Raw genomic sequence first — 20,876 nt, 5'->3', positions numbered from 1 at the left:
CAAGCATGAAACCAATATTCTTGCTCGGAACTTTTTTCCTATCCGTAGCAATATCGGCACAAGAAATCATTAAACTGCCCAAAGATGGTAATCCTCCCGTGGAATGGAGCTCTCCTGAATCGGAATACTTCTCAGAAATTTGGCAAGCACAAGTCACTACCAATGTCTCGGAACCTACCTTGCAGGTGTTCCGCCCCAAGGAGGCAACAAATACCGGAACAGCGGTAATCGTGGCTCCTGGAGGTGGATTGTATGCCTTGAGCACCACCACTGAAGGTAGCCAAGTGGCCCAATGGCTCAACGAAAAAGGTATTACTGCTTTTGTTTTAAAGTATAGATTGGTCCCCACAAGCGAGGACGGTGTTGCCGAAATTGAAGAGCTTTCGGCCAATGATCCAGATAAGATAGGGGTTGAAGCTGGAAAAGTGCTCCCCTATTCCATCCAAGATGGCCTAAATGCTGTGGCCCATGTCCGAAAAAATGCTGAATTATATGGAATCAAACCCGACAAAATTGGTTTTATGGGATTTTCTGCTGGTGGAGCGGTCACCGTTGGTGTAGGCTATAACTATACTGAAGAAAGTAGACCCGATTTTTTGGTCCCCATCTACTATTGGTCCTATGTGATGCCGGTCCAAGAACCCAAGGCCGATTCCCCTCCCATGTTCCTTATCTGTGCCTCGGACGACCCCTTGGGCTTGGCCCCGGGCAGCATTGCCCTGTACTCTTCATGGCTGGAGGCTGGCAAGCCTGTAGGGATGCATATGTACAGTAAAGGAGGCCACGGTTTTGGGATGCGGAAACAAGGACTTCCCTCCGATACTTGGATCGAACGGTTTTACGAATGGAGCCTTGCCCAAAATCTTGTCAGCACTAATTAAATCACTCCAATGAATAAATTACTCCTACCAATATTATTACTCCCCTTTTTACTGCATGCCCAAGACATCCAACGCTACCAAAAAGAAGTGGAAACGATCCAGAAAAACAATGATTCCATTTGGGATGCCACAAAACCCACCTTGGTCTTCACAGGCAGTTCCAGCGTACGCATGTGGAAAGATGTACAACAACGGTTTCCCGATTATCAAATTCTAAACAACGGATTTGGTGGCTCTGAATTTTCCGATCTTCAACACTATTTGGATGAGTTAATATTGGATTATGAGCCTGTAAAAGTGTTCATTTATGAAGGAGACAACGATATCAGCGCCAAAAAAAGACCAAGGGCCATCCTAAAACTCTCGGAGGAAATCCTAAAAACACTTCAACATGAAAAGCCCCAAATGGGAATTGTGTTGATTTCGGCCAAGCCGAGCATTTCCCGGTGGCATTTGAGACGTAAGTACAAACGTTTGAACAGAAAACTCAGCAGATTGGCCGCAAAGACCGATGGTGTTGAATTTGTGGATGTATGGACTCCTATGCTAAACAACAGAAAAGTAATGGATGACATCTTCATTGAAGATGGATTGCACATGAACAAAAAGGGGTACGACATTTGGCAGCAAACCCTCAAAGATTATATCAACCTTAATACAAACCCTAACTAATTATGATATCCAGAATTTCAGTAGCTTTTTTGGTATTGATTGCCATGGCCGCCTGCCAGCCGGCCAAGCCAGAAATCAATTTCCCAAAAACCGATTTGGGGGCCGCCCCTTTAATTCCGAAACCTGTAAAAACAGTTGCAACGCATAGCGCTTTTGGATTGGATCAAAATACGGCCATTTATACTTCTACAAAAGATCCAAAACTTGAAAAAGTAGGCCAGTTCCTTTCCGAAAAAATTAAATGGTCCACTGGATTGGATCTTGCCGTGAATGCCACGGATGATTCAAAATCCGTGGAACGGTTTATCTATATCAATTTGGCCGATGATGCCAGCTTGGAAACGGAGGAGTCCTATCAATTGGATATTAAAAAAGATTCCATCCTGTTGAATGCCAAAACCGCGGCAGGAGCTTTTAGGGGAATACAGACCTTGCGACAGCTCATCCCTGAAAAAAGCAACGATACCCTGACGGACCATGCCCTTTGGCCCATCCCTTCGGGACAAATTGTGGACAGTCCAAAGTTTGAATACCGAGGTGCCATGTTGGATGTGGCCAGACATTTCTTCACTTTGGATGAAGTAAAGAAATACCTTGACATTTTGGCCTATTACAAGTACAACACCCTACACTTGCACCTGACCGATGACCAAGGATGGCGTTTGGAAATCAAATCCTGGCCCAAATTGACCGAAGTGGGTGGTGAATTTGAAGTCGGTGGTGGTAAAGGTGGTTTTTATACCCAAGAAGAGTATAAGGAGCTTGTGGCCTATGCCGCAGATAGACACATCACCATAGTTCCCGAAGTGGATATGCCCGGACACACCAATGCCGCTTCGGTAAGCTATCCGTTCTTGAACGGCAATGGAAAACCTGTAAAAACCTATACGGGGACCCAAGTGGGCTTTAGCACTTTTGATGCCCAAAAAGATACCGTGTATAGTTTTCTGGATGGTGTAATCGGTGAGATTGTTGAACTGACCCCCGGCCCATACTTTCACATGGGAGGTGATGAAAGCCATGTTACCAAGAAAAGTGATTACATCCTGTTCGTGGAAAAGGTGGAGAAAATCATCCAAAAACATGGCAAACAAATGATTGGATGGAACGAGGTTGCCCAAGCTGATATTAGCTCTTCCAGTGTGCTTCAACTTTGGAACGAGGCAAAATATGCCACCAAGGCCGCACAAGATGGTTCCAAAATCATTCTATCCCCAGCCGAAAAAGCCTATTTGGATATGCAGTATGATTCACTTTCCAAATTTGGATTGCACTGGGCCGCCTATATTCCTGTTGATGAAGCGTACAAGTGGGACCCAGAAACCTACATAGAAGGCTTGCCCAAGGAAAGTATTTTGGGCATTGAAGCACCACTTTGGTCAGAGACCATAAGCAATAGTGAGGAATTGGAGTATTTGGCCTTTCCACGCGCCATTGGATACGCCGAATTGGGCTGGTCACCCGCAGAGCACTGCAACTGGGAAGACTACAGACAACGCTTGGCACAACAGGTAGCGTACCTCAACAAGAAACAAGTAGCATATTATCCCACCAAATTGGTGGATTGGAAAGAGGAATAATTATTCTTCTTCACTGGAGGCGACGGCGGATTCTTCCCCTTCGCCTTCAGTTTTTTCTTCCACGAAGTCCGTGATATTGTTATCGGTAAGAAGATTGTACCACTGGATAATTTTCTTGATGTCACTGGCATACACCCTATCCTCATCATAATTGGGCAGTACACTGAAGAAATATTCCTCCAAATCTATTTTGTCTGCCTTATGGCTGATGGAGGTTTTGTTCCCCCCTTCTTTTTCCTTGATTTTTTGGAAGACTTCCTTCAAAGGCACTTCTTCCTCCAAAGTGTAGATGGCAATTTCGGACAGTACGCTCACGTTGCTTCGCATACCAACGGTGATGCGTTTGCCGTCCAAAAGGGATTCACCCACAAAACCGCTTCTGGTCTGTGTCAGTAATTTGTAAAGTCCAGGTTTACCACCTATAGATAAAATCTTGTCCAATGCCATTCAAAATAAATTTATGCGCGCAAAAATATGTTTTTATCGCAAATGCTAACTTTTTTAACGTCCTTTTTTGATATTGGGAAATCGCATCTTGTAGTCCACATTGATCTTTCCCTTGGAAATTTTGTCCAAGCGGTTTTTCAACAGACGCTTTTTAAGGGATGAAAGTTTATCGGTGAACAAGACCCCTTCTATGTGGTCATATTCATGCTGAACTACCCTTGCCAATAGTCCACCATAGGTTTCGGTATGGGGCTCAAAGTTCTCATCAAGGTAACTAATGGTAATCTCAGGTTTACGTTTTACATCTTCCCGAATATCTGGAATGCTCAGACAACCTTCATTAAAATCCCATTCGGTTCCGCTTTCTTCTTCAATTTTGGCATTGATGAACACTTTTTTGAAACCTTTCAATTGCTCCTGTTCTTCTTTGCTGAGATCTTCATCATCTGAAAAGGGGGTTGTATCCACCAAAAACAAACGAATAGGCAACCCTATCTGCGGTGCGGCCAATCCAACGCCGTGGGCATTGTACATGGTCTCCCACATATTTGGAATCAATTCATTCAGTTTGGGATACTCTGCTGTAATGTCAGTTGCAACCTTTCTTAAAACGGGGTCTCCGTAGGCAACAATAGGTAAAATCATAAAACTAAATTCTATTAAGATATGCCTGCAATATCAATGTGGCGCTAATTTCATCGACAAGGCTCTTGTCCTGTCTTTTTTTCTTTTTCATCCCACTATCCAGCATGGATTGAAATGCCATTTTGGATGTGAACCGTTCATCTTGACGTTCTATGGGTATAGCAGGAAACTTGTTCGAAAGCTTTTTCAAAAAAGGCTGAATCAAGTCTTCCGATTCTGATTGGGTATTGTCCATTTGCTTGGGCAATCCCACCACAAACCGCTCCACAGGCTCATTATTAATGTAATCGTCAAGAAAAGAAATCAAGTCCTTGGTTTCAACCGTGGTAAGTCCGGAAGCTATTAATTGCAGTTCATCTGTTACTGCAATTCCAGTTCTCACTTTTCCATAATCCAAAGCTAAAATCCTTGCCAAATCAATTTTTTGGCAAAAATAACCTTAAAAATGTTATGCCCTTAAAATACACCGCAATATTCTCACAAGGGGATTATCTTTGTCAAAATTTTAAGAAAAATGACAGAATTAAGGGCACTGATTGAAGAAGCATGGGACAACAGAGCGTTGTTGTCTGAAGAGAAAACCCAGAATGCCATCCGGGAGGTTATCAATTTAATTGATTTGGGAGAACTGCGATGCGCAGAACCGATAAAAGACGGTTGGCAAATCAATGAATGGGTAAAAAAAGCCGTTGTCCTATATTTTCCAATCCAAAAGATGGAGGTGCTTGAAGCTGGCATTTTTGAATATCATGACAAAATCCCATTGAAGAAAGGATATCAGGAGAAAGGGGTACGTGTGGTGCCACACGCCGTGGCCAGACACGGCGCTTACATCTCCAAAGGAACCATTCTTATGCCCAGCTACGTGAACATTGGTGCGTATGTGGACGAAGGCACCATGGTAGACACATGGGCCACGGTGGGCAGCTGCGCCCAGATTGGAAAAAATGTCCACTTAAGTGGTGGTGTAGGTATTGGTGGTGTCTTGGAACCCCTCCAAGCTGCGCCCGTAATTATTGAAGATAATGCCTTTATTGGTTCGCGCTGCATTGTTGTGGAGGGAGTCCGTGTGGAAAAAGAAGCTGTTCTTGGAGCCAATGTGGTCTTGACAGCCTCTACGAAGATCATTGATGTTACCGGAGACAAACCCATAGAATTAAAGGGAAGGGTACCAGCAAGATCTGTGGTCATTCCTGGAAGCTATACCAAAAAATTTCCCGCAGGAGAATATCAAGTTCCATGTGCCCTTATTATTGGAAAACGAAAAGAGAGTACGGACAAAAAGACTTCACTGAACAATGCGCTTAGGGAGCACGACGTAGCAGTATAATAGGTTACTGGAAGAAATAGTTCAGCAACAAACCTAGACATCAATCAGTTGCTCAATAAAAGGGTAAAATACTTTTCGTTTTTGTAAAAACTGAAAGCAACCTTCTTTCATTTTCTTAATCTTAGAGTTGTAAAAACGTTTTAACTGTTAATTTTTTGAATAAAAAGTAGGGTATCCTGTTTTGTTGTTGTTGTAGGAAAAATAAACAGATAAACAATTTTTACCCTGTTTTTTTGTTATAGTTTTGTACATACCTAACCATTTACCATTGAAAATGCCAAAATTGAGCACCCCAAAGCAAAAAATTTCAGCACTAATCATAACCTACAACGAAATGGGCTACATTGAAAAATGTATAGATTCCGTTTCGTTTGCCGATGAAATCCTTGTTGTGGATTCTTATAGTACCGACGGCACCTATGAGTATTTACTGGAACATCCCAAAGTAAGGGTCATTCAAAATCCTTTTGAAAACTTTACTGCGCAAAAGTCATTTACCCTAAAACAGGCTAAAAATGATTGGGTTCTTTTTCTGGATGCCGATGAAGTGGTGACCGAAAAGTTACAGAAGGAAATCACTAGCACCATAAACAACCCCGAAGCTTGTGAAGCTTACTGGTTTTATCGCAAGTTCATGTTCCAAAACAAACCCCTTAATTTTAGTGGGTGGCAAACAGACAAGAATCATAGACTCTTCAGAAAAAGTAAAGTGCGCTTCACAGACAAAAAATTGGTACATGAAACGTTGGAAGTGGATGGTTGTTCCGGTATTTTAAAAGAGAGACTTACCCATTATTGCTATAAAGATTACGAAGATTATAAAGGTAAAATGCTAAAGTACGGACAGTTAAAGGCCAAAGAGGACTTTTACAAGGAAAAGCATTTTAACTATGTGCTCATGACCGTAAAACCTTTTTGGAAATTCTTCAATCACTACATTATAAGACTTGGTTTCTTGGATGGCAAAAAAGGTATCAAAATTTGTTACCTTAATGCCCTTGGTGTATTGGAAAGGTTCCGTGAGCTTAAACGATTGGAAAAGAAAAACGAATTGGCCTATTATTTGGTGATGCCATAGTACGTCCAAACTGCCTTTTTGGACTTCGTCTCTTTACGTATCAGTTGATTTTTGGCAATCGCCTCTGGTGTTTTATACCCTCGTTTGTGGTCTAAATGCACACATACAGCACTGTATCTTAGCTGTTTTGACTTTATTCCAAAATTAAACAAGCGCTCTCCCAATTCTCTATCCTCTCCCCCATATTGCATCCGCTCATCAAAACCGTTGACGTTCAATATATCTTTTTTCCATGCCGAGGAATTATGACCGTTCCAACTGGCATTGGTTGGTGTAATCGTATTCAAAAGCTTTGAGATAAACCCACTTGCTGTCAGCTTATTATTTTTAAAAGTCTTGGGAATACCCATCTCCTTCAACCATTGAATATTGAAACAATTCTGTTTTTCAATATCCTCCAAAGTAATGGCTTTTGAAATGTTCATCGGCAGCATATAATACCCCCCAGAAATAAAATAACCTTGCTCTTTGTTGATGTAATGCACCTGCACAAAATCTTCCCTGGGAATGCAATCTCCATCTGTCATGATAACGTATTCTGCCTCACACACATCAATGGCCTTGTTCAGGATTCTACACTTTTGGAAACCATCGTCTTCTTGCCAAACATGCTTGACGTTATAAAAGAGCTGCTCCCGCATTTCTTCAACCATCTGTTTTGTCTCAGGACCCGAACCATCATCGGCCACAATAAGCTCAAAACCCTTATAAGTCTGGCAATTGAAACCCCATAGGACTTTTTTCAACCATTCCGGGTTATTGTAGGTGCTTACTATGACGCTTACCTGAATCACTGAATATTGTTTACTTTTGACTAATTTTACAAAAGTAGTTTTTTGTCATTCATCTCCAATAAATTCCTCCTATTAATCTGACCCGTATGTCCAGAACCTATGTGGGATCTACCATATATCACATTTATCTTGCACTGTTGCATATCCTGAAAGATTCGAGATACGAAACGGAAAACCTCGGGGAAAATCTTCTTTTTTTGGTGGAAAGCACACCCATGATCGAAACCCTTATCCCCAATCTAAAGAAACGCTTTTTTAGGGACGTCCATATCATATCGGAAAGGAAAGACCATGTGTCCGATCTCGGGAAATTCAATTATTCATTCCGAAGGAAACAAAAACTCATTCCCTACTTGGAGTCCAAACATCCTGTTCTCGCCAAGGAAAAGACCTTTATTCAGAATTCTGATATCTATCTGTGCGATACCGATTCGTCCAAAAGCTATTTTCTCTACGAGTTTGGGAAAAAAGACCTCAATATGATAGAGGATGGCGCCCGTACCTATAGCCAACGCCATAGTGGTTTTGAGCAATTCATAAAAACTTACCTCACCAAAACCCCTATTGGTGGTGGTTTTGATAAAGAAATCAAAACCATTTTTGCCCAATTTCCTGAAAAATTACCTGTCCCACTCCCCAATAAGGCTGTTGAGCTGAACATTAAAAAGGAAGTGGCCAAACTTGATGAAAAAACCAAACAGGAAATTTTTTCCATTTTTCTGCCAGAAAATGCCTTTACCATCAAAGGGGACAATAATGCCCTTATCCTTACGCAACCTATATCCGAGGACAAAGTCATAAAGAACGAAGCAGAGAAAATAGCCATCTACAGGGATGTGATTTCCAAGGTGCCTTCGGGCATGAACATTATCTTAAAAACCCATCCCCGGGAAACTACCCAATACGAAGAACATTTTAAGGACATTACCGTGTTACCCGCCCTTTTCCCCATAGAAATATTAGGGCTACGTGAAGGTTTTTTCTTTGAGCAGGGCTATACCTTGTTTTCCACCGCACTTTCCAATTTGGAAATTGTTAAGCACAGATTTTTTCTGGGCAAGGATTATTTGGATAAATTTACCGTTAAAGCAACCAAGAACCTGATAAAGAACATGGACGTTCATCCATAGCATTCAGTTATGTCAAAAAAAAGCATCGGATTCATACCACTACGAAAAAACTCAAAGGGCATCCCTGGCAAGAACAAAAAGAAATTGCTGGGCAGACCCTTGTTCACTTGGGTGTTGACAGAAGCCATCTTCTCTAATCTTGATGAGGTCTATGTCTTTACCGATGACGACGACATCATCGATTACATCTCCCAGCATTTTAAATGGGCACCCAAGGTAAAACCCTTGAAACGCTCCGATGAAAATGCCTCGGATACGGCTTCCACCGAAGCGGCCATGTTGGAATTTTGTGAGTCCGCGCAGATTGATTTTGATGTGTTTTGCCTGTTGCAGGCCACATCACCTCTTACTAAAAGGAACGACATCAACGCCGCCCTGACCCAATTGAACGATGATGGTTTTGATGCCGTCCTCAGTGTGGTAAATACGCACCGCTTTACTTGGTCCAAAGACGGCAAACCGTTGAACTACGACTTCAAAGCAAGACCAAGACGACAAGATTTTGATGGACTTCTTATTGAAAATGGGGCGATCTACTGCACCCATAAAGAAGCACTCCTGGAGTCCAAAAACAGGTTGAGTGGTTCCATTGGCCTTATTGAAATGCATGAGGAAACCTTGGTGGAGATTGATTCCGAAACCGACTTTCAGATTATTGAACAATTGCTGATTTCCCATTTCAAATCCAACAAATCTGCACAACGCATCAACCACTTTATTTTGGATGTGGATGGCGTTTTCACGGACGGAAGCGTCACCTTCAACAAGGAAGGGGAATTCTCCAAGCGCTTTGATATGCGCGATGGTATGGGGCTGGAAGTGTTGCGCGAGCACGGGGTAAATGTCATGGTTATGACCTCCGAAAATTCCCAAGTAGTGGGTCAGCGTATGAAAAAATTAAAAATCACGGATACCTTTTTGGGGGTAAAGGACAAATACTCTTTTCTGGAAAACCTTTGTTCGGAAAGAAATATTTCCCCAAAGGAGATTGCCTATATTGGGGACGACGTAAACGATTGGAGCAACATCCTCAGGGCTGGCTGGTCCTTTTGCCCCTCAAACGCAACCAAACATATCAAATACCATGCAGATATGGTCTTAAAGAACAAATCTGCGCAAGGTGCCATTCGCGAAGCTTGCGAATTTATCATCAACTATAATCTAAGATTCAATGACCTATAAAGAACCCTATATCATTGCCGAAATCGGATGCAACCACAAAGGCGACATGAAAATCGCCAAGGAGTTGATCAACATGGCCAAGATTTTTGGTAATGCCAACGCGGTAAAATTCCAAAAGCGGAACAATAAAGAATTGCTCACCGAGGCGCAGTACAATGCCCCCCACCCCAATCCTATCAACTCTTACGGGGACACCTATGGGGCGCACCGGGAGTTTTTGGAGTTCGATGTGGACCAACACCAAGAATTGAAGGACTATTGCGAAGAAGTGGGTATTACATACTCCACTTCGGTTTGGGAGACTACCTCTGCCAAGGAAATTGCCGGATTGAACCCGGATTTTATAAAAATCCCTTCTGCCTGTAACAACAATTTTGAGATGTTGGGATGGCTATGTGATAATTACAATGGGGAAATCCATATCTCAACAGGAATGACCACCAAGGATGAGATTAAAATCCTTGTGGACTTTTTTGATGAACGGGGAAGAGGCAAAGACTTGGTCGTCTACAATTGCACCTCGGGCTATCCAGTTCCTTTTGAAGATGTCTGCCTCTTGGATATTCTGACCCTTCAGGAAAAATATGGGGACAAGGTCAAGAGCATTGGATTTTCCGGTCACCACTTGGGAATTGCCATTGATGTTGCCGCCTACACCTTAGGTGCTCATGTCATAGAAAGACATTTTACCCTAGACCGAACATGGAAAGGTACCGACCATGCCGCTTCTTTGGAACCCATGGGTCTCCGAAAGCTGTGCCGGGACCTAAGGGCCACCCATAAAGCACTGACCTACAAACAAAAAGACATTCTGGATATTGAGAGTGTACAGCGCGAAAAGTTGAAATACAAAAAATAAATGGGTGCCGATTTTAATGAAGAGCTGCAAAAATGCTTCGAGGTTCTGAAGCAAGGCGGACTGATTCTTTACCCTACCGATACCGTTTGGGGCATTGGCTGCGATGCCACCAACCCTGAAGCCGTCCAGAAAGTATATGCCCTTAAAAACAGGGAAGACAGCAAGGCCCTTATTTGTCTTGTGGCCAATCAGGCTATGTTGGAGCGCCATGTAAAAGAAGTCCCCGAAGTGGCCTATGACATCATGGATTTGGCCACCAAACCCACTACCATTGTATTTGATGAACCCATCGGTGTGGCCCAAAACCTGGTCGCCGAAGACAATACCTTGGCCATACGAGTGGCTTCGGACAAGTTCTGCCAATACCTTATCAACAAATTTAGAAAGCCCATTGTATCTACATCGGCCAATATTTCCGGGGAACCCACTCCAAAACGGTTCAAGGATATCGGTCCTGAAATTTTAAAAGGAGTGGACTATGTGGTAAATTTGCCGGACGAAAACAAAGATCCTTCCCCATCATCCATTATAAAATTGGGCAATGATGGGCTGGTGAAGGTAATCCGGGAATAAAATGACGCAGGAATTCCATACAGAGGCCATACAACATCCTATTTTTCAACTTATTGGAGAAGCTTCCGATGAATTGGGTGTGGACTCCTATGTGATTGGAGGATATGTCCGTGATTACTTTTTGAACCGAAAAACACCCAAAGACATTGATATTGTTGCCGTAGGCAGTGGGATTCAACTCGCCAAAGCCGTGGCCAAAAAATTAAAAGGAAGACCCGAAATCTCGGTTTTCAAGAATTTTGGAACGGCCATGATCAAGTACAAGGATTTGGAACTGGAGTTTGTGGGTGCCCGAAAAGAAAGCTACCACCGGGACAGTAGAAAACCCATCGTGGAGGATGGCACTTTGGAGGATGACCAAAACCGACGTGATTTCACCATCAACGCTATGGCTTTGGCACTGAACAAAGACAATTTTGGGCTACTTCTGGATCCTTTTGACGGATTGTCCGATTTGGACAGGGAAATCATCCGGACCCCTTTGGAGCCCGGTATCACTTATTCTGATGACCCTTTGCGCATGATGCGGGCCATCCGGTTTGCCTCCCAACTCCATTTTACCATAGAATTGAAATCGCTCCAAGCCATTTCGGAAAACCAAGAACGCATCAAGATTGTTTCCGGGGAGCGTATTGTGGATGAACTCCACAAAATATTACTCAGTGAAAAACCATCCGTAGGTCTTTCGTTGATGCACAAAACAGGACTCTTGTCCATTATACTTCCAGAATTGACGGCTTTACAAGGCATAGAAGAAATTGAAGGGCAACGCCACAAGGACAATTTCTGGCATACCTTGGAAGTGGTGGACAACATTTCCGAAACCACGGACAACCTTTGGTTGCGATGGGCGGCTCTTCTGCACGACATTGGAAAGGCACCCACAAAAAAGTTTCATAAAAAAATTGGTTGGACCTTCCACGCCCACGAATTTGTTGGGTCCAAAATGGTTTACAAACTCTTCAAACGGTTGCGGATGCCCTTGAACGAGAAAATGAAGTTTGTACAAAAAATGGTGTTGATGAGTTCCAGGCCCATTGTTTTGGCCGAAGACCATGTTACCGATTCTGCGGTACGGCGATTGGTATTTGACGCCGGTGATCATGTAGATGACCTTATGACCCTCTGCGAAGCGGACATCACCACCAAAAATCCCAAAAAGCAAAGAAGGTACAAGAACAATTTTCAGATCGTCCGTCAAAAAATAGTGGAAGTGGAAGAACGGGATCATGTCCGGAATTTCCAGCCCCCGGTTTCCGGCGAGGAAATCATGAAAACCTTCAATTTGAAGCCCTCCAAGGAAATCGGCATCATCAAAGAAGCCATCAAAGAGGCCATTTTGGAAGGTGAAATCCCCAATGAATATGAAGCTGCCTACCAGTTTATGCTGAAAAAAGGCAAAAAAATGAACTTAAAAGTCCAATCGGAATGAAAACGAACAAAGCTGTTGTGTATTGGTTGTTGACGGGCTGTGCGCTCATTTTTGTGATGGTTTTGGTGGGTGGTATTACCCGTCTCACCCATTCCGGATTGTCCATATCGGATTATAAATTGATCCACGGCACCCTTCCTCCCATGAACGAGCAAGAGTGGCAAGAAGCTTTTGACCTTTATAAGCAGTACCCAGAGTACCAAAAATTGAATTCCCATTTTGATCTGGAGGATTTTAAGGACATCTACTTTTGGGAATGGCTGCATCGCTTTATTGGAAGGTTTATTGGCATAGTTTTTATTCTGCCCTTCCTGTATTTTCTTTTCACTAAAAAACTGGACCGGCCTACCATTAAAAAATGTTTGGTTCTTTTGTTTTTGGGTGGATTTCAAGGGTTTTTGGGCTGGTATATGGTAAAAAGCGGATTGGTGGACCATCCTGATGTTTCCCATTTCAGGTTGGCGTCCCACCTCACCATGGCCTTCCTTACCTTCGCGTTCAGTCTTTGGGTGGCCTTGGACCTGATTTACCCCACTAAAAAAGAAATCAATCCCAGTATACGAAACCTCATCCGTGTTGGGTATGTGGTCTTGTTGCTTCAAATCATCTGGGGCGCCTTTGTGGCTGGATTGGATGCTGGTTTTATCCACAACCATTGGCCCATGATGAGTGAGGGGAAATTAATGCATGAAACCGTTTACATAGAACATCAGCCTGTAATCAAAAACTTTTTTGAAGGCAAGAGTGGCGTGCAGTTCGTGCACCGCTATTTGGCCTATATTGTGGTTGCATTCATAGCCCTTATTTGGTTCAAAACCCGAAAAGTGGAACGCACACCCCTACAGGAAAAAGGTTTGAAATTGTTACTGGCCTTGGTCAGTTTACAATTTGTTCTGGGAGTACTTACGCTAATATATGCGGTTCCCCTGTGGTTGGGCATTGCACACCAGATCGGAGCATTTTTCCTATTGGCAGCCATGACCTTTACCTTGCATCGGTTCACCAAATAACACCTATTTGTCGTAAATTTGTGCCCACTCTAAAATTTTTTGGATGATTTATAAGATCAGGATTATTCTTGATGCTGAGGAAGATATCTTCAGGGACATTGAAATTGAGGATAACAACACATTGGAAGAATTCCACAATGCCATAACCCAAGCCTTTGGTTTTGAAGGTGGTGAAATGGCCTCTTTTTATACCTGTGACGAGGAATGGAACCAAGATGAGGAAATTGCCTTGTTCGATATGAGCGAGAACGGTTCCGATGTCCGGTTGATGAACGAAACTGTCCTTGACGATGTAATGACCGAACAATCCCCAAAGTTGATTTATGTGTACGACTTTTTCAGCATGTGGACCTTTTTTGTGGAATTGGCCGATATTGTGGACAAGGAAGATGGAAGAGTTTATCCCAATGTCCTCTTCAGTTTCGGGGAACTCCCTGATTCGCCCCCAGAAAAAAAGTTTGAATCCGACCCTGATGCTTCCGTTGATTTTGACAATCTTCTGGACAGTTATGACGACATGGATTTTGATGAAAACTGGAACTAACAAGCCCTAACTCCTAACTTAAAAAATGCTAAACCTATATTCCGCCCAAATTGAAAGTATCTCCCTCCACAGAGTGGGAAACAAGAGTAAAAACGAATCCGCCTTTTTATCCGCGGAGCCTTTTTCCCTGAATGATGAAATGGCCGGATTGCTCAAAGAATACTTTTTTAAACCCTTTCGGGAGAAGGAAGAAAACTACTTTAGATTTTTCAATGATGTAGATTTGGAGTTCAACGAAGTGTACAAATCGGTTGCCGAATTGTTCTTGGATCACGGAACGGCGCACCAAGCCTCCAAAAAAATCACCACACACCTGTTTGAACAGTCCAACCACCCTCATATCAAAAGCGGGGAAGTGTATGTAGTGCATTTTTCGGACATGGTCATCGACAATAAAAAAACCGATGCCGTTGGTATTTTTAAAAGTGAGCTGAAGCATGATTTCCTACAATTCCAGGAAAAAGAGCAAAATCTAGAAATTTTGATCCGACAGGGCATCAACATTAACAAATTGGACAAGGGCTGCATCATTTTCAACATGGAAAAGGAAGAAGGGTTCAAAGTGCTGTCCGTCGACAGTAATCGCTACGATGCCAAATATTGGCTGGAGAACTTTTTGGGTCTTGTTCCCCTAACCGATGAAAACTTTTATACCAAAAACTACCTTAAGTTCTGTCAAAACTTTGCCAAGGATGTGGTATTGCCCGCAGAGGACAAACAACAGGAAGTACTCTTCATGAACCGCGCGGTGAACCACTTTGCCAAGAACGATGCTTTTGAGGAAACCTCTTTTTTAAATGAGGTGATGGAAAACCCAGATTTAATTCCCGAGTTCAAACACTACAAGGTTGAAAAAGGTCCCAAATACAGCATTGAGGACGTTTCCAATTTTGATATTGCCAACAAGGCTGTATCCGATGCCCGGAAAAAAATCAAGAATGTTATCAATCTGGACACCAACATCCAGATTAAAATGGATTTCATCAATCCGGAATCCGCCCAAAAATTTGTGGAAAAAGGTTGGGACGAGGAACGACAGATGTACTACTATTTGGTATATTTTAACAAGGAACAGAAGAGCTAGAATTTCTTCTCGATGATCTGTTTCATACTTACATCCTCATAATTTCGTTTTACAAAATCCAACGCAAGCGACAATACTTCACCCATGGTTGTGCTTTTTTTAAAGTCCATATCCTTGGTGAGATCATAGATTTCGTGCTTTAATTGTTCAATGTTCTCCGGAAGCGATATGGTATCGGGTTTAACAGCAGCAATCAGCCTACGGATACGGTTTCCAGAGCTTAGGATACGCTTAGCCACTATGGAGCGTTCCTCAATTTTATACTGATCTACCGAATCTTTTTGCAATTTGGCACGTACCAGTTCCACCATTTTATAGTTCTCTTTAAAAAACTGGGGGCGGTACACTTTCAATTTTCCTTCAAAGCACTGCTGGTCAAAATCAATCGCCCTGATTTTGTAGACCACATGATCAAAATCATGGACCGGGACAATGACATAATTATAGGAGCGCATATCGCCCAATAACCGAATCATACACCTTTCGTTGAATTTCACGAACTCCTTGGCCAATTGGGCCTTTTCGGATTCGGAACATTTGGGCAGCATATCCTTGATGAAAACATCACCCGGAATTCCCGCGATATGCTCTTCGATAAGCGTTCCCTTATATACCAAAAAGTTAAGGTTATAGGGAGAAAGCATATGCTCCAACTCCAAGCCATATATCCGTGACGCATCGGTCTTCTTCACATAAAAATAAGTGTAGTTATCATTGAGGATATTCCGAACCTTGATACGGAAAGGCTTAGAATTGCCAAAAGTGCAAAAATCAATGGCATCTACATTTAAATATTCCAGAATGCGATCACTACCATCCGAATGCAAAATAGAGTATACTTGCTTAAGGCTCATATCGATTTCCTGTCGATCAAAATCAGAGTAATACACCCTTACCCAGAGCGTGTCCTCTTCATTGGCATCGTAGACCACCACAGACCCCGAAAAGCGGAGTAAATCATCATAGAAAATGGGAATCTCTATTTTTCTATTGTATTTATGGAGGTAACTATCCAGTTTTTTTTGGACCGGATAGGCAGGCTTTTTCTTGGACATCAGTTTTTCCTCGGACATTCTTTTCCTATTTTGTAACAAATTGTACAATTCCTCGTCAAGTTACTATAAACAAATCAAAAAACGATTCTGTCTTGGAGACTATACTCACCGTAAATCATCTCACCAAAAAATTTGGTCTTCTAACGGCTGTAAGCGACCTGTCCTTTACTATAGAAAAGGGTAATGTTTATGGCATATTAGGCCCCAATGGCAGTGGCAAGTCCACTACTTTGGGCATTATTTTAAATGTGGTGAACCGCACTTCCGGTGATTTCAGTTGGTTTGATGGTTCCACCTCTACCCATGAGGCCTTGAAAAAAGTGGGGGCCATTATTGAACGTCCCAATTTTTACCCGTACATGACGGCCATCCAGAACTTAAAACTGGTATGCAAGATTAAGGAGGTTCCTAGTGCCAAAATTGAAGAAAAGCTGAAATTGGTCGGTCTTTGGGACAGGAAAGACAGTAAATTCAAGACCTATTCCCTAGGGATGAAACAGCGTTTGGCCATCGCCTCCGCCCTGCTTAACGACCCTGAAATCCTTATTCTGGATGAACCCACCAATGGGTTAGACCCGCAAGGCATCCACCAGATAAGGGAAATCATCAAAAAAATTGCAGGCCAAGGCACTACCATTTTATTGGCTTCCCACTTGTTGGACGAAGTTGAAAAAGTGTGTTCACATGTTGTCATCCTGCGTAAAGGGGAAAAATTATATTCAGGACTGGTAGATGGAATGATGGCAAGTCATGGCTTTTTTGAGCTTCGTTCAGCAGATATGGAAAAACTGAAAGAACTGTTGGAAACCCATGCCAGTTTTGGAAAAATCAACAGTTTTAACGGCACCCTTACTGCCTACCTCAAAGAAGAAATGGACGCGGAGTCCCTCAATAAAATGCTATATGACAAAGGCATTATCCTTTCCCATTTGGTAAAGCGCAAGGAAAGTCTGGAGGAACAATTTTTAAGCCTTACCAAAAACAACTAACCTAATTACGAAATGGTACGTCTACTACAAATAGAATTCATAAAACTCTGGAACAATAGAGCCAGCAAGGTTCTTATCATCTCCTATTTTGTGCTGCTTACTTCTATAGCATTGATTGCGGCAATAAAGTTCGACATCGGCCCGGTCCAGTTTCATTTGGCCGACCAAGGAATATTTAATTTCCCCTATATATGGCACTTCAATACCTTCGTCACTGCCATTTTTAAACTGTTTTTGGCTATTGTCATTGTTTCCATGATGGCCAATGAGTACAGCAATAAAACCATCAAACAAAACCTTATTGATGGATTATCCAAAAAGGAATTTCTATTGTCCAAGGTTCTCACCGTGGTTTCCTTTGCCTTAATTTCAACAGTTTTTGTGTTTGCGGTATCCTTGATTTTGGGATTGATTTATTCCGACTATAACGAACTCTCCATCATTTTTTCGGATTTGGAGTTTCTATTGGCCTTTTTTGTGAAGTTGGTGGGGTTTTTCTCTTTCTGTCTCTTTTTGGGCATTTTGGTGAAACGGTCGGCTTTTGCCTTGGGCTTCTTGATTTTATGGACCATTCTGGAACAGGTCATCTTTGGTTTGTTGGGCTGGAAGGTCATGAGTTGGCCCGCCGCAAAAAAAGTAAAGGACTTCTTTCCCTTGGAGTCCATGATGAACCTCATCAAAGAACCGGGAACCCGGCTTTCAGCGGTACAGAATATTGGTGACCAAATTGGTGAAAACCTTCGGTTTGACTACCATACCTATTGGTACGAGTTCTTGATCGTCCTCTTTTGGACGGCAGTATTCATCTATTTGTCCTACCTACTCCTCAAAAAGCGTGATTTGTAGTATCTTGTGAGATACTCTCATTATGCTGGATGCTAAGTAAATACTTATTTGTTCTATTTCTTTGCCTATCCCCTCTTTCTATTTTTGGTCAGGGACAAACTTCCCGTTGGTATTTTGGAAAGGGTGCTGGAATACAGTTCAACAATGATGGGAGCGTCACTTCCCTTACCGATAGTAGGATTAACACCTTGGAGGGTTGCGCCTCTCTATCGGATGCTTCGGGCAACCTTATTTTATATACGGACGGCATTCGGGTCTTCAACAAAAACCATGATGTCATGGTAAACGGAGCAGGGTTATATGGAGACCCTTCAAGCACCCAATCGGCAATCATCGTCCAAAAACCGGATGACCCTAACATTATTTACATCTTTTCCGTTGATACTTCCACCTCCCAGAACGATCTTGACCGCGGTTTGAACTATTCCATAGTAGATCTTACGTTGGATGGAGGCAATGGGGCCATTACCCAAAAAAACATTAATCTGCTCCCTGACTGTTCCGAAAAAATTGCCGCTGTACTAAAAAACTGTTTGGACCAGTCCATTTGGGTGGTCACTCTAGGTCCTGAAACCCCTAAAACTGGGCCTTTCAATACCTATTATGCTTTTCAGGTTGATGAAAATGGGGTAAATACCACTCCGGTTACCAGTACTTTCAACAATTTGAATATCGAAGATCCCAGAGGCTACTTGAAATTCTCAGCAGATGGAAATGTTCTGGCCAGTGCCAATGGCAATTCCGGGTTGTTTATTTACAGTTTTAATGGGGATACCGGATTACTGTCCCAACAAAAGGAGATAAAAGTATCCGTACCCAATAAATCTGCCTATGGTTTGGAGTTTTCGCCCAACCAGCAGTTCCTATACGTGCACACTTTTAACGATGCGGCGCCAATAGAGGTAGGCGTACATTCTTCTTCATTGCTCCAATACGACATCACCGAACCCAACATAGCTTCAACTGAGGTTGAGTTGGACCAAAGACCCATTTATAGGGGTGCTTTGCAACTCGGTCAAAATGGAAAAATCTACAGAACCACCGCAGAAAACTACCTTATAGGATCGGACCATCTCGGAGTCATAGAAAACCCCAACGAAAAGGGTATTGCTGCCAATTACATCCATGACGCAGTCTATTTGGGAAATGGCATTGCCAATCAAGGACTTCCCCCTTTTGTCCAATCATTCTTTAATAGGGTCGAGCTCATAAAAAATGATGATGGCACCACATCCACTTCGCTCAGCATATGTGAAGGTGATGAATTCACTTTGGAAGCAGAAAGTATTCCCAATGCCACATACCATTGGAAAAAGAATGGAAATCCAATATCCAATGCAACAAATGCATTAACCGTTGCCCCAGCTTCATTTTCAGATTCCGGTCGGTACAGTCTGGAAATCATCTCTAACAATCCCAGTATATGCCCTATCATTGGTGAAGCGTTCATTTCGGTGAATGCAATTCCGAATGCCCCCACACTTTCTTTATCGCAGTGTGATATCGTGATGGACAACAACATCGATGGAGTCACCCAGTTCAATTTGAATGAAGCCATCTTTGACAATTCTTTTTCCTACACTTTTTATGAGTCCATGGCGGATGCGAATCTGGACAATCCCATTCCAAATCCAGTGGGCTATTCAAACACAACCCCGTTTGATCAAATCATTTATTACAAAATTGTGGATGCCAATGGATGCGAAAATGTTGGGGAGCTTCAATTAATAGTAGAATCGATAGTATTGACAGAGGAAGATGAAAAATATTTTCCCATCTGTGATGAAGATCCCCATGATGTACTTCTGGCGGGTTTTTTTGACCTCGATGCGTATAGGGAAGCAAACTACCCGCTTTCCACAGTTTCATTTTATCCTACACAGGCAGATGCCATTTTGGAACAAAACCCCATAGATAAAGAGTATATTTCCACTTCCACCACAATCTTTGCGCGAATTGAAGATACCAATGCCTGTGAAGACGTAGACTTAATCAACCTGGTGGTATACCCTGCGCCAACATTGGACTTTATGGAAGAGGTCATATGGTGTACTGATGGGCCACCTCATTCCATTGACGCTCCGGATGGTTTTGATATATACCGTTGGTATCGGGAGGAAGGCAATGACCATATCTTTATAGCGAATGAGCAAAATATGCAGGTTACCTCAACTGGAAACTACATTCTTGAGGTAGGCAACATTTACCCTACCCCAAATGGGTCGATGGAATGTACCAATACTACCCGGTTCAAAATATTGCCATCGAACAAAGCTTTGGTCAAAGATATCTTGGTAAGCGATATTTCCGAAAACAATATGGTCGAAATTCAGGTTTCGGGAGATGGTGAATATGAATATTCATTGGATGGAATCTTATATCAAGATTCTCCATTGTTTGAAAACGTAGAACCCGGATTATTAACGGGCCATGTTCGGGATAAAAATGGCTGTGGCCTATCCAAAAAAATGATCTCGGTTATTGGATATCCCAAATTTTTCACCCCAAATGGAGATGGAATCAACGATTCTTGGCAAATTATCGGTATCAATGAACAATTTCAACCAGAAAGTATAATTTTAATCTATGATCGATACGGGAAACTCTTGGCCCAAGTAAGTCCAAAAACTCAAGGTTGGAACGGCATGTACAACAACAGTCACCTCCCCGCTTCAGATTATTGGTTTGCGGTTACCTTGCAGGACGGTCGAGTATTCAAGGGGCATTTTACTCTAAAACGATAAT

General features: G+C 42.5%; 21 protein-coding genes. 16 read left to right on the top strand and 5 right to left on the bottom strand.

All coding sequences use genetic code 11. The features are described 5' to 3' along the window. Nucleotides 1-5 precede the first annotated feature (5 nt). From ACP14V_RS05170 to ACP14V_RS05160, 3 genes are read left to right on the top strand one after another with little or no spacing between them, the layout of a single operon-like run. The gene (locus ACP14V_RS05170; RefSeq protein WP_272609624.1) at nucleotides 6-881 is read left to right on the top strand and encodes an alpha/beta hydrolase; all 876 of its coding nucleotides are present in this window, start codon (nucleotides 6-8) and stop codon (nucleotides 879-881) included. A gap of 9 nt (nucleotides 882-890) precedes the next feature. After that, on the top strand, nucleotides 891-1,553 hold the full coding sequence (locus ACP14V_RS05165) for a GDSL-type esterase/lipase family protein (protein WP_272609622.1): 663 nt from the start codon (nucleotides 891-893) through the stop codon (nucleotides 1,551-1,553). Between the two features lie 2 nt (nucleotides 1,554-1,555). After that, complete coding sequence (locus ACP14V_RS05160) at nucleotides 1,556-3,133, top strand: family 20 glycosylhydrolase (RefSeq protein ID WP_272609620.1); 1,578 nt, start codon at nucleotides 1,556-1,558, stop codon at nucleotides 3,131-3,133. Here ACP14V_RS05160 and ACP14V_RS05155 read toward each other — a convergent pair whose 3' ends face one another. The 3 genes from ACP14V_RS05155 to ruvX are packed head-to-tail and all read right to left on the bottom strand — an operon-like array spanning nucleotide 3,134 to nucleotide 4,640. Further along, entirely contained in the window at nucleotides 3,134-3,580 is a 447-nt protein-coding gene (locus ACP14V_RS05155; protein ID WP_136565851.1) for a DUF5606 domain-containing protein, read from the bottom strand. A gap of 54 nt (nucleotides 3,581-3,634) precedes the next feature. Further along, entirely contained in the window at nucleotides 3,635-4,225 is a 591-nt protein-coding gene (gene def, locus ACP14V_RS05150; RefSeq protein ID WP_272609618.1) for a peptide deformylase, read from the bottom strand. A gap of 4 nt (nucleotides 4,226-4,229) precedes the next feature. After that, nucleotides 4,230-4,640: a Holliday junction resolvase RuvX gene (gene ruvX / locus ACP14V_RS05145; RefSeq protein WP_272609617.1), complete on the bottom strand. Its 411-nt coding sequence runs from the start codon at nucleotides 4,638-4,640 to the stop codon at nucleotides 4,230-4,232. A 99-nt stretch (nucleotides 4,641-4,739) separates the two neighbouring features. On the opposite strand from ruvX, the gene ACP14V_RS05140 reads away from it, so the two are divergent. Both ACP14V_RS05140 and ACP14V_RS05135 read left to right on the top strand, forming a co-directional pair. Beyond that, nucleotides 4,740-5,555, top strand: a complete 816-nt coding sequence (locus ACP14V_RS05140) for a 2,3,4,5-tetrahydropyridine-2,6-dicarboxylate N-succinyltransferase (RefSeq protein WP_136565848.1) — start codon at nucleotides 4,740-4,742, stop codon at nucleotides 5,553-5,555. Nucleotides 5,556-5,829: 274 nt separating this feature from the next. Further along, nucleotides 5,830-6,633 (top strand): glycosyltransferase family 2 protein, encoded by an 804-nt coding sequence (locus ACP14V_RS05135; protein ID WP_272609616.1) that lies wholly within the window; start codon nucleotides 5,830-5,832, stop codon nucleotides 6,631-6,633. Here the strand turns inward: ACP14V_RS05135 and ACP14V_RS05130 are convergent. Continuing rightward, on the bottom strand, nucleotides 6,615-7,427 hold the full coding sequence (locus tag ACP14V_RS05130) for a glycosyltransferase family 2 protein (protein ID WP_272609615.1): 813 nt from the start codon (nucleotides 7,425-7,427) through the stop codon (nucleotides 6,615-6,617). The two genes, ACP14V_RS05135 and ACP14V_RS05130, sit on opposite strands and share 19 nt — an antisense overlap. An 86-nt stretch (nucleotides 7,428-7,513) precedes the next feature. Between ACP14V_RS05130 and ACP14V_RS05125 the strand changes: the two genes are divergently transcribed. Genes ACP14V_RS05125 through ACP14V_RS05090 form a run of 8 tightly spaced genes read left to right on the top strand, consistent with a single transcriptional unit; the run spans nucleotide 7,514 to nucleotide 15,241 of the window. Continuing rightward, entirely contained in the window at nucleotides 7,514-8,557 is a 1,044-nt protein-coding gene (locus ACP14V_RS05125) for a glycosyltransferase family 52 (protein ID WP_272609614.1), read from the top strand. Nucleotides 8,558-8,566: 9 nt separating this feature from the next. After that, nucleotides 8,567-9,739 (top strand): acylneuraminate cytidylyltransferase, encoded by a 1,173-nt coding sequence (locus tag ACP14V_RS05120; protein WP_272609613.1) that lies wholly within the window; start codon nucleotides 8,567-8,569, stop codon nucleotides 9,737-9,739. Continuing rightward, on the top strand, nucleotides 9,729-10,598 hold the full coding sequence (locus ACP14V_RS05115; protein WP_152131110.1) for an N-acetylneuraminate synthase family protein: 870 nt from the start codon (nucleotides 9,729-9,731) through the stop codon (nucleotides 10,596-10,598). Before ACP14V_RS05120 ends, ACP14V_RS05115 begins: the two co-directional genes overlap by 11 nt. Beyond that, nucleotides 10,599-11,171 carry an L-threonylcarbamoyladenylate synthase gene (locus ACP14V_RS05110; RefSeq protein ID WP_272609612.1) on the top strand — a complete coding sequence of 191 codons (573 nt, stop codon included), beginning with the start codon at nucleotides 10,599-10,601 and terminating at the stop codon, nucleotides 11,169-11,171. Between the two features lies 1 nt (nucleotide 11,172). Beyond that, on the top strand, nucleotides 11,173-12,603 hold the full coding sequence (locus ACP14V_RS05105) for a CCA tRNA nucleotidyltransferase (protein WP_272609611.1): 1,431 nt from the start codon (nucleotides 11,173-11,175) through the stop codon (nucleotides 12,601-12,603). Further along, a complete protein-coding gene (locus ACP14V_RS05100; RefSeq protein ID WP_272609610.1) occupies nucleotides 12,600-13,613 on the top strand; it encodes a COX15/CtaA family protein in 1,014 nt (337 codons plus the stop codon). Before ACP14V_RS05105 ends, ACP14V_RS05100 begins: the two co-directional genes overlap by 4 nt. A 43-nt stretch (nucleotides 13,614-13,656) precedes the next feature. Next, nucleotides 13,657-14,157 carry an IS1096 element passenger TnpR family protein gene (locus ACP14V_RS05095; RefSeq protein WP_272609609.1) on the top strand — a complete coding sequence of 167 codons (501 nt, stop codon included), beginning with the start codon at nucleotides 13,657-13,659 and terminating at the stop codon, nucleotides 14,155-14,157. A gap of 25 nt (nucleotides 14,158-14,182) precedes the next feature. Further along, entirely contained in the window at nucleotides 14,183-15,241 is a 1,059-nt protein-coding gene (locus ACP14V_RS05090; RefSeq protein WP_272609608.1) for a nucleoid-associated protein, read from the top strand. On the opposite strand, the gene ACP14V_RS05085 is transcribed toward ACP14V_RS05090, so the two are convergent. Then, the gene (locus tag ACP14V_RS05085) at nucleotides 15,238-16,314 is read right to left on the bottom strand and encodes a hypothetical protein (RefSeq protein WP_272609607.1); all 1,077 of its coding nucleotides are present in this window, start codon (nucleotides 16,312-16,314) and stop codon (nucleotides 15,238-15,240) included. The two genes, ACP14V_RS05090 and ACP14V_RS05085, sit on opposite strands and share 4 nt — an antisense overlap. Before the next feature lie 74 nt (nucleotides 16,315-16,388). On the opposite strand from ACP14V_RS05085, the gene ACP14V_RS05080 reads away from it, so the two are divergent. Genes ACP14V_RS05080 through ACP14V_RS05070 form a run of 3 tightly spaced genes read left to right on the top strand, consistent with a single transcriptional unit; the run spans nucleotide 16,389 to nucleotide 20,875 of the window. Further along, nucleotides 16,389-17,285, top strand: coding sequence for an ABC transporter ATP-binding protein (locus ACP14V_RS05080; RefSeq protein WP_272609606.1), 897 nt, complete (start codon nucleotides 16,389-16,391; stop codon nucleotides 17,283-17,285). 12 nt (nucleotides 17,286-17,297) lie between these two features. Next, on the top strand, nucleotides 17,298-18,131 hold the full coding sequence (locus ACP14V_RS05075) for an ABC transporter permease (RefSeq protein WP_136565835.1): 834 nt from the start codon (nucleotides 17,298-17,300) through the stop codon (nucleotides 18,129-18,131). 29 nt (nucleotides 18,132-18,160) lie between these two features. After that, a complete protein-coding gene (locus ACP14V_RS05070) occupies nucleotides 18,161-20,875 on the top strand; it encodes a T9SS type B sorting domain-containing protein (RefSeq protein ID WP_272609605.1) in 2,715 nt (904 codons plus the stop codon). The last annotated feature ends 1 nt before the right edge of the window (nucleotide 20,876 follow it).

It is taken from the genome of Flagellimonas alvinocaridis (assembly GCF_965248585.1).
In the GTDB taxonomy this organism is placed as follows: Bacteria; Bacteroidota; Bacteroidia; order Flavobacteriales; family Flavobacteriaceae; genus Flagellimonas; species Flagellimonas alvinocaridis.
Note: the sequence above shows the minus strand (reverse complement) of the source record. Positions and strands in the feature narration are given on the sequence as shown.

What these genes read in the sequence shown, in the direction of transcription:
- ACP14V_RS05090 (WP_272609608.1), top strand. Translation starts at nt 14,183, where the DNA reads ATGCTAAACCTATATTCCGCCCAAATTGAAAGTATCTCCCTCCACAGA.
- ACP14V_RS05115 (WP_152131110.1), top strand. Translation starts at nt 9,729, where the DNA reads ATGACCTATAAAGAACCCTATATCATTGCCGAAATCGGATGCAACCAC.
- ACP14V_RS05105 (WP_272609611.1), top strand. Translation starts at nt 11,173, where the DNA reads ATGACGCAGGAATTCCATACAGAGGCCATACAACATCCTATTTTTCAA.
- ACP14V_RS05095 (WP_272609609.1), top strand. Translation starts at nt 13,657, where the DNA reads ATGATTTATAAGATCAGGATTATTCTTGATGCTGAGGAAGATATCTTC.
- ACP14V_RS05160 (WP_272609620.1), top strand. Translation starts at nt 1,556, where the DNA reads ATGATATCCAGAATTTCAGTAGCTTTTTTGGTATTGATTGCCATGGCC.
- ACP14V_RS05165 (WP_272609622.1), top strand. Translation starts at nt 891, where the DNA reads ATGAATAAATTACTCCTACCAATATTATTACTCCCCTTTTTACTGCAT.
- ACP14V_RS05120 (WP_272609613.1), top strand. Translation starts at nt 8,567, where the DNA reads ATGTCAAAAAAAAGCATCGGATTCATACCACTACGAAAAAACTCAAAG.
- ACP14V_RS05125 (WP_272609614.1), top strand. Translation starts at nt 7,514, where the DNA reads ATGTCCAGAACCTATGTGGGATCTACCATATATCACATTTATCTTGCA.
- ACP14V_RS05135 (WP_272609616.1), top strand. Translation starts at nt 5,830, where the DNA reads ATGCCAAAATTGAGCACCCCAAAGCAAAAAATTTCAGCACTAATCATA.
- ACP14V_RS05155 (WP_136565851.1), bottom strand. Translation starts at nt 3,580, where the DNA reads ATGGCATTGGACAAGATTTTATCTATAGGTGGTAAACCTGGACTTTAC.
- def (WP_272609618.1), bottom strand. Translation starts at nt 4,225, where the DNA reads ATGATTTTACCTATTGTTGCCTACGGAGACCCCGTTTTAAGAAAGGTT.
- ACP14V_RS05070 (WP_272609605.1), top strand. Translation starts at nt 18,161, where the DNA reads ATGCTAAGTAAATACTTATTTGTTCTATTTCTTTGCCTATCCCCTCTT.
- ACP14V_RS05075 (WP_136565835.1), top strand. Translation starts at nt 17,298, where the DNA reads ATGGTACGTCTACTACAAATAGAATTCATAAAACTCTGGAACAATAGA.
- ACP14V_RS05170 (WP_272609624.1), top strand. Translation starts at nt 6, where the DNA reads ATGAAACCAATATTCTTGCTCGGAACTTTTTTCCTATCCGTAGCAATA.
- ACP14V_RS05110 (WP_272609612.1), top strand. Translation starts at nt 10,599, where the DNA reads ATGGGTGCCGATTTTAATGAAGAGCTGCAAAAATGCTTCGAGGTTCTG.
- ACP14V_RS05085 (WP_272609607.1), bottom strand. Translation starts at nt 16,314, where the DNA reads ATGTCCGAGGAAAAACTGATGTCCAAGAAAAAGCCTGCCTATCCGGTC.
- ACP14V_RS05100 (WP_272609610.1), top strand. Translation starts at nt 12,600, where the DNA reads ATGAAAACGAACAAAGCTGTTGTGTATTGGTTGTTGACGGGCTGTGCG.
- ACP14V_RS05140 (WP_136565848.1), top strand. Translation starts at nt 4,740, where the DNA reads ATGACAGAATTAAGGGCACTGATTGAAGAAGCATGGGACAACAGAGCG.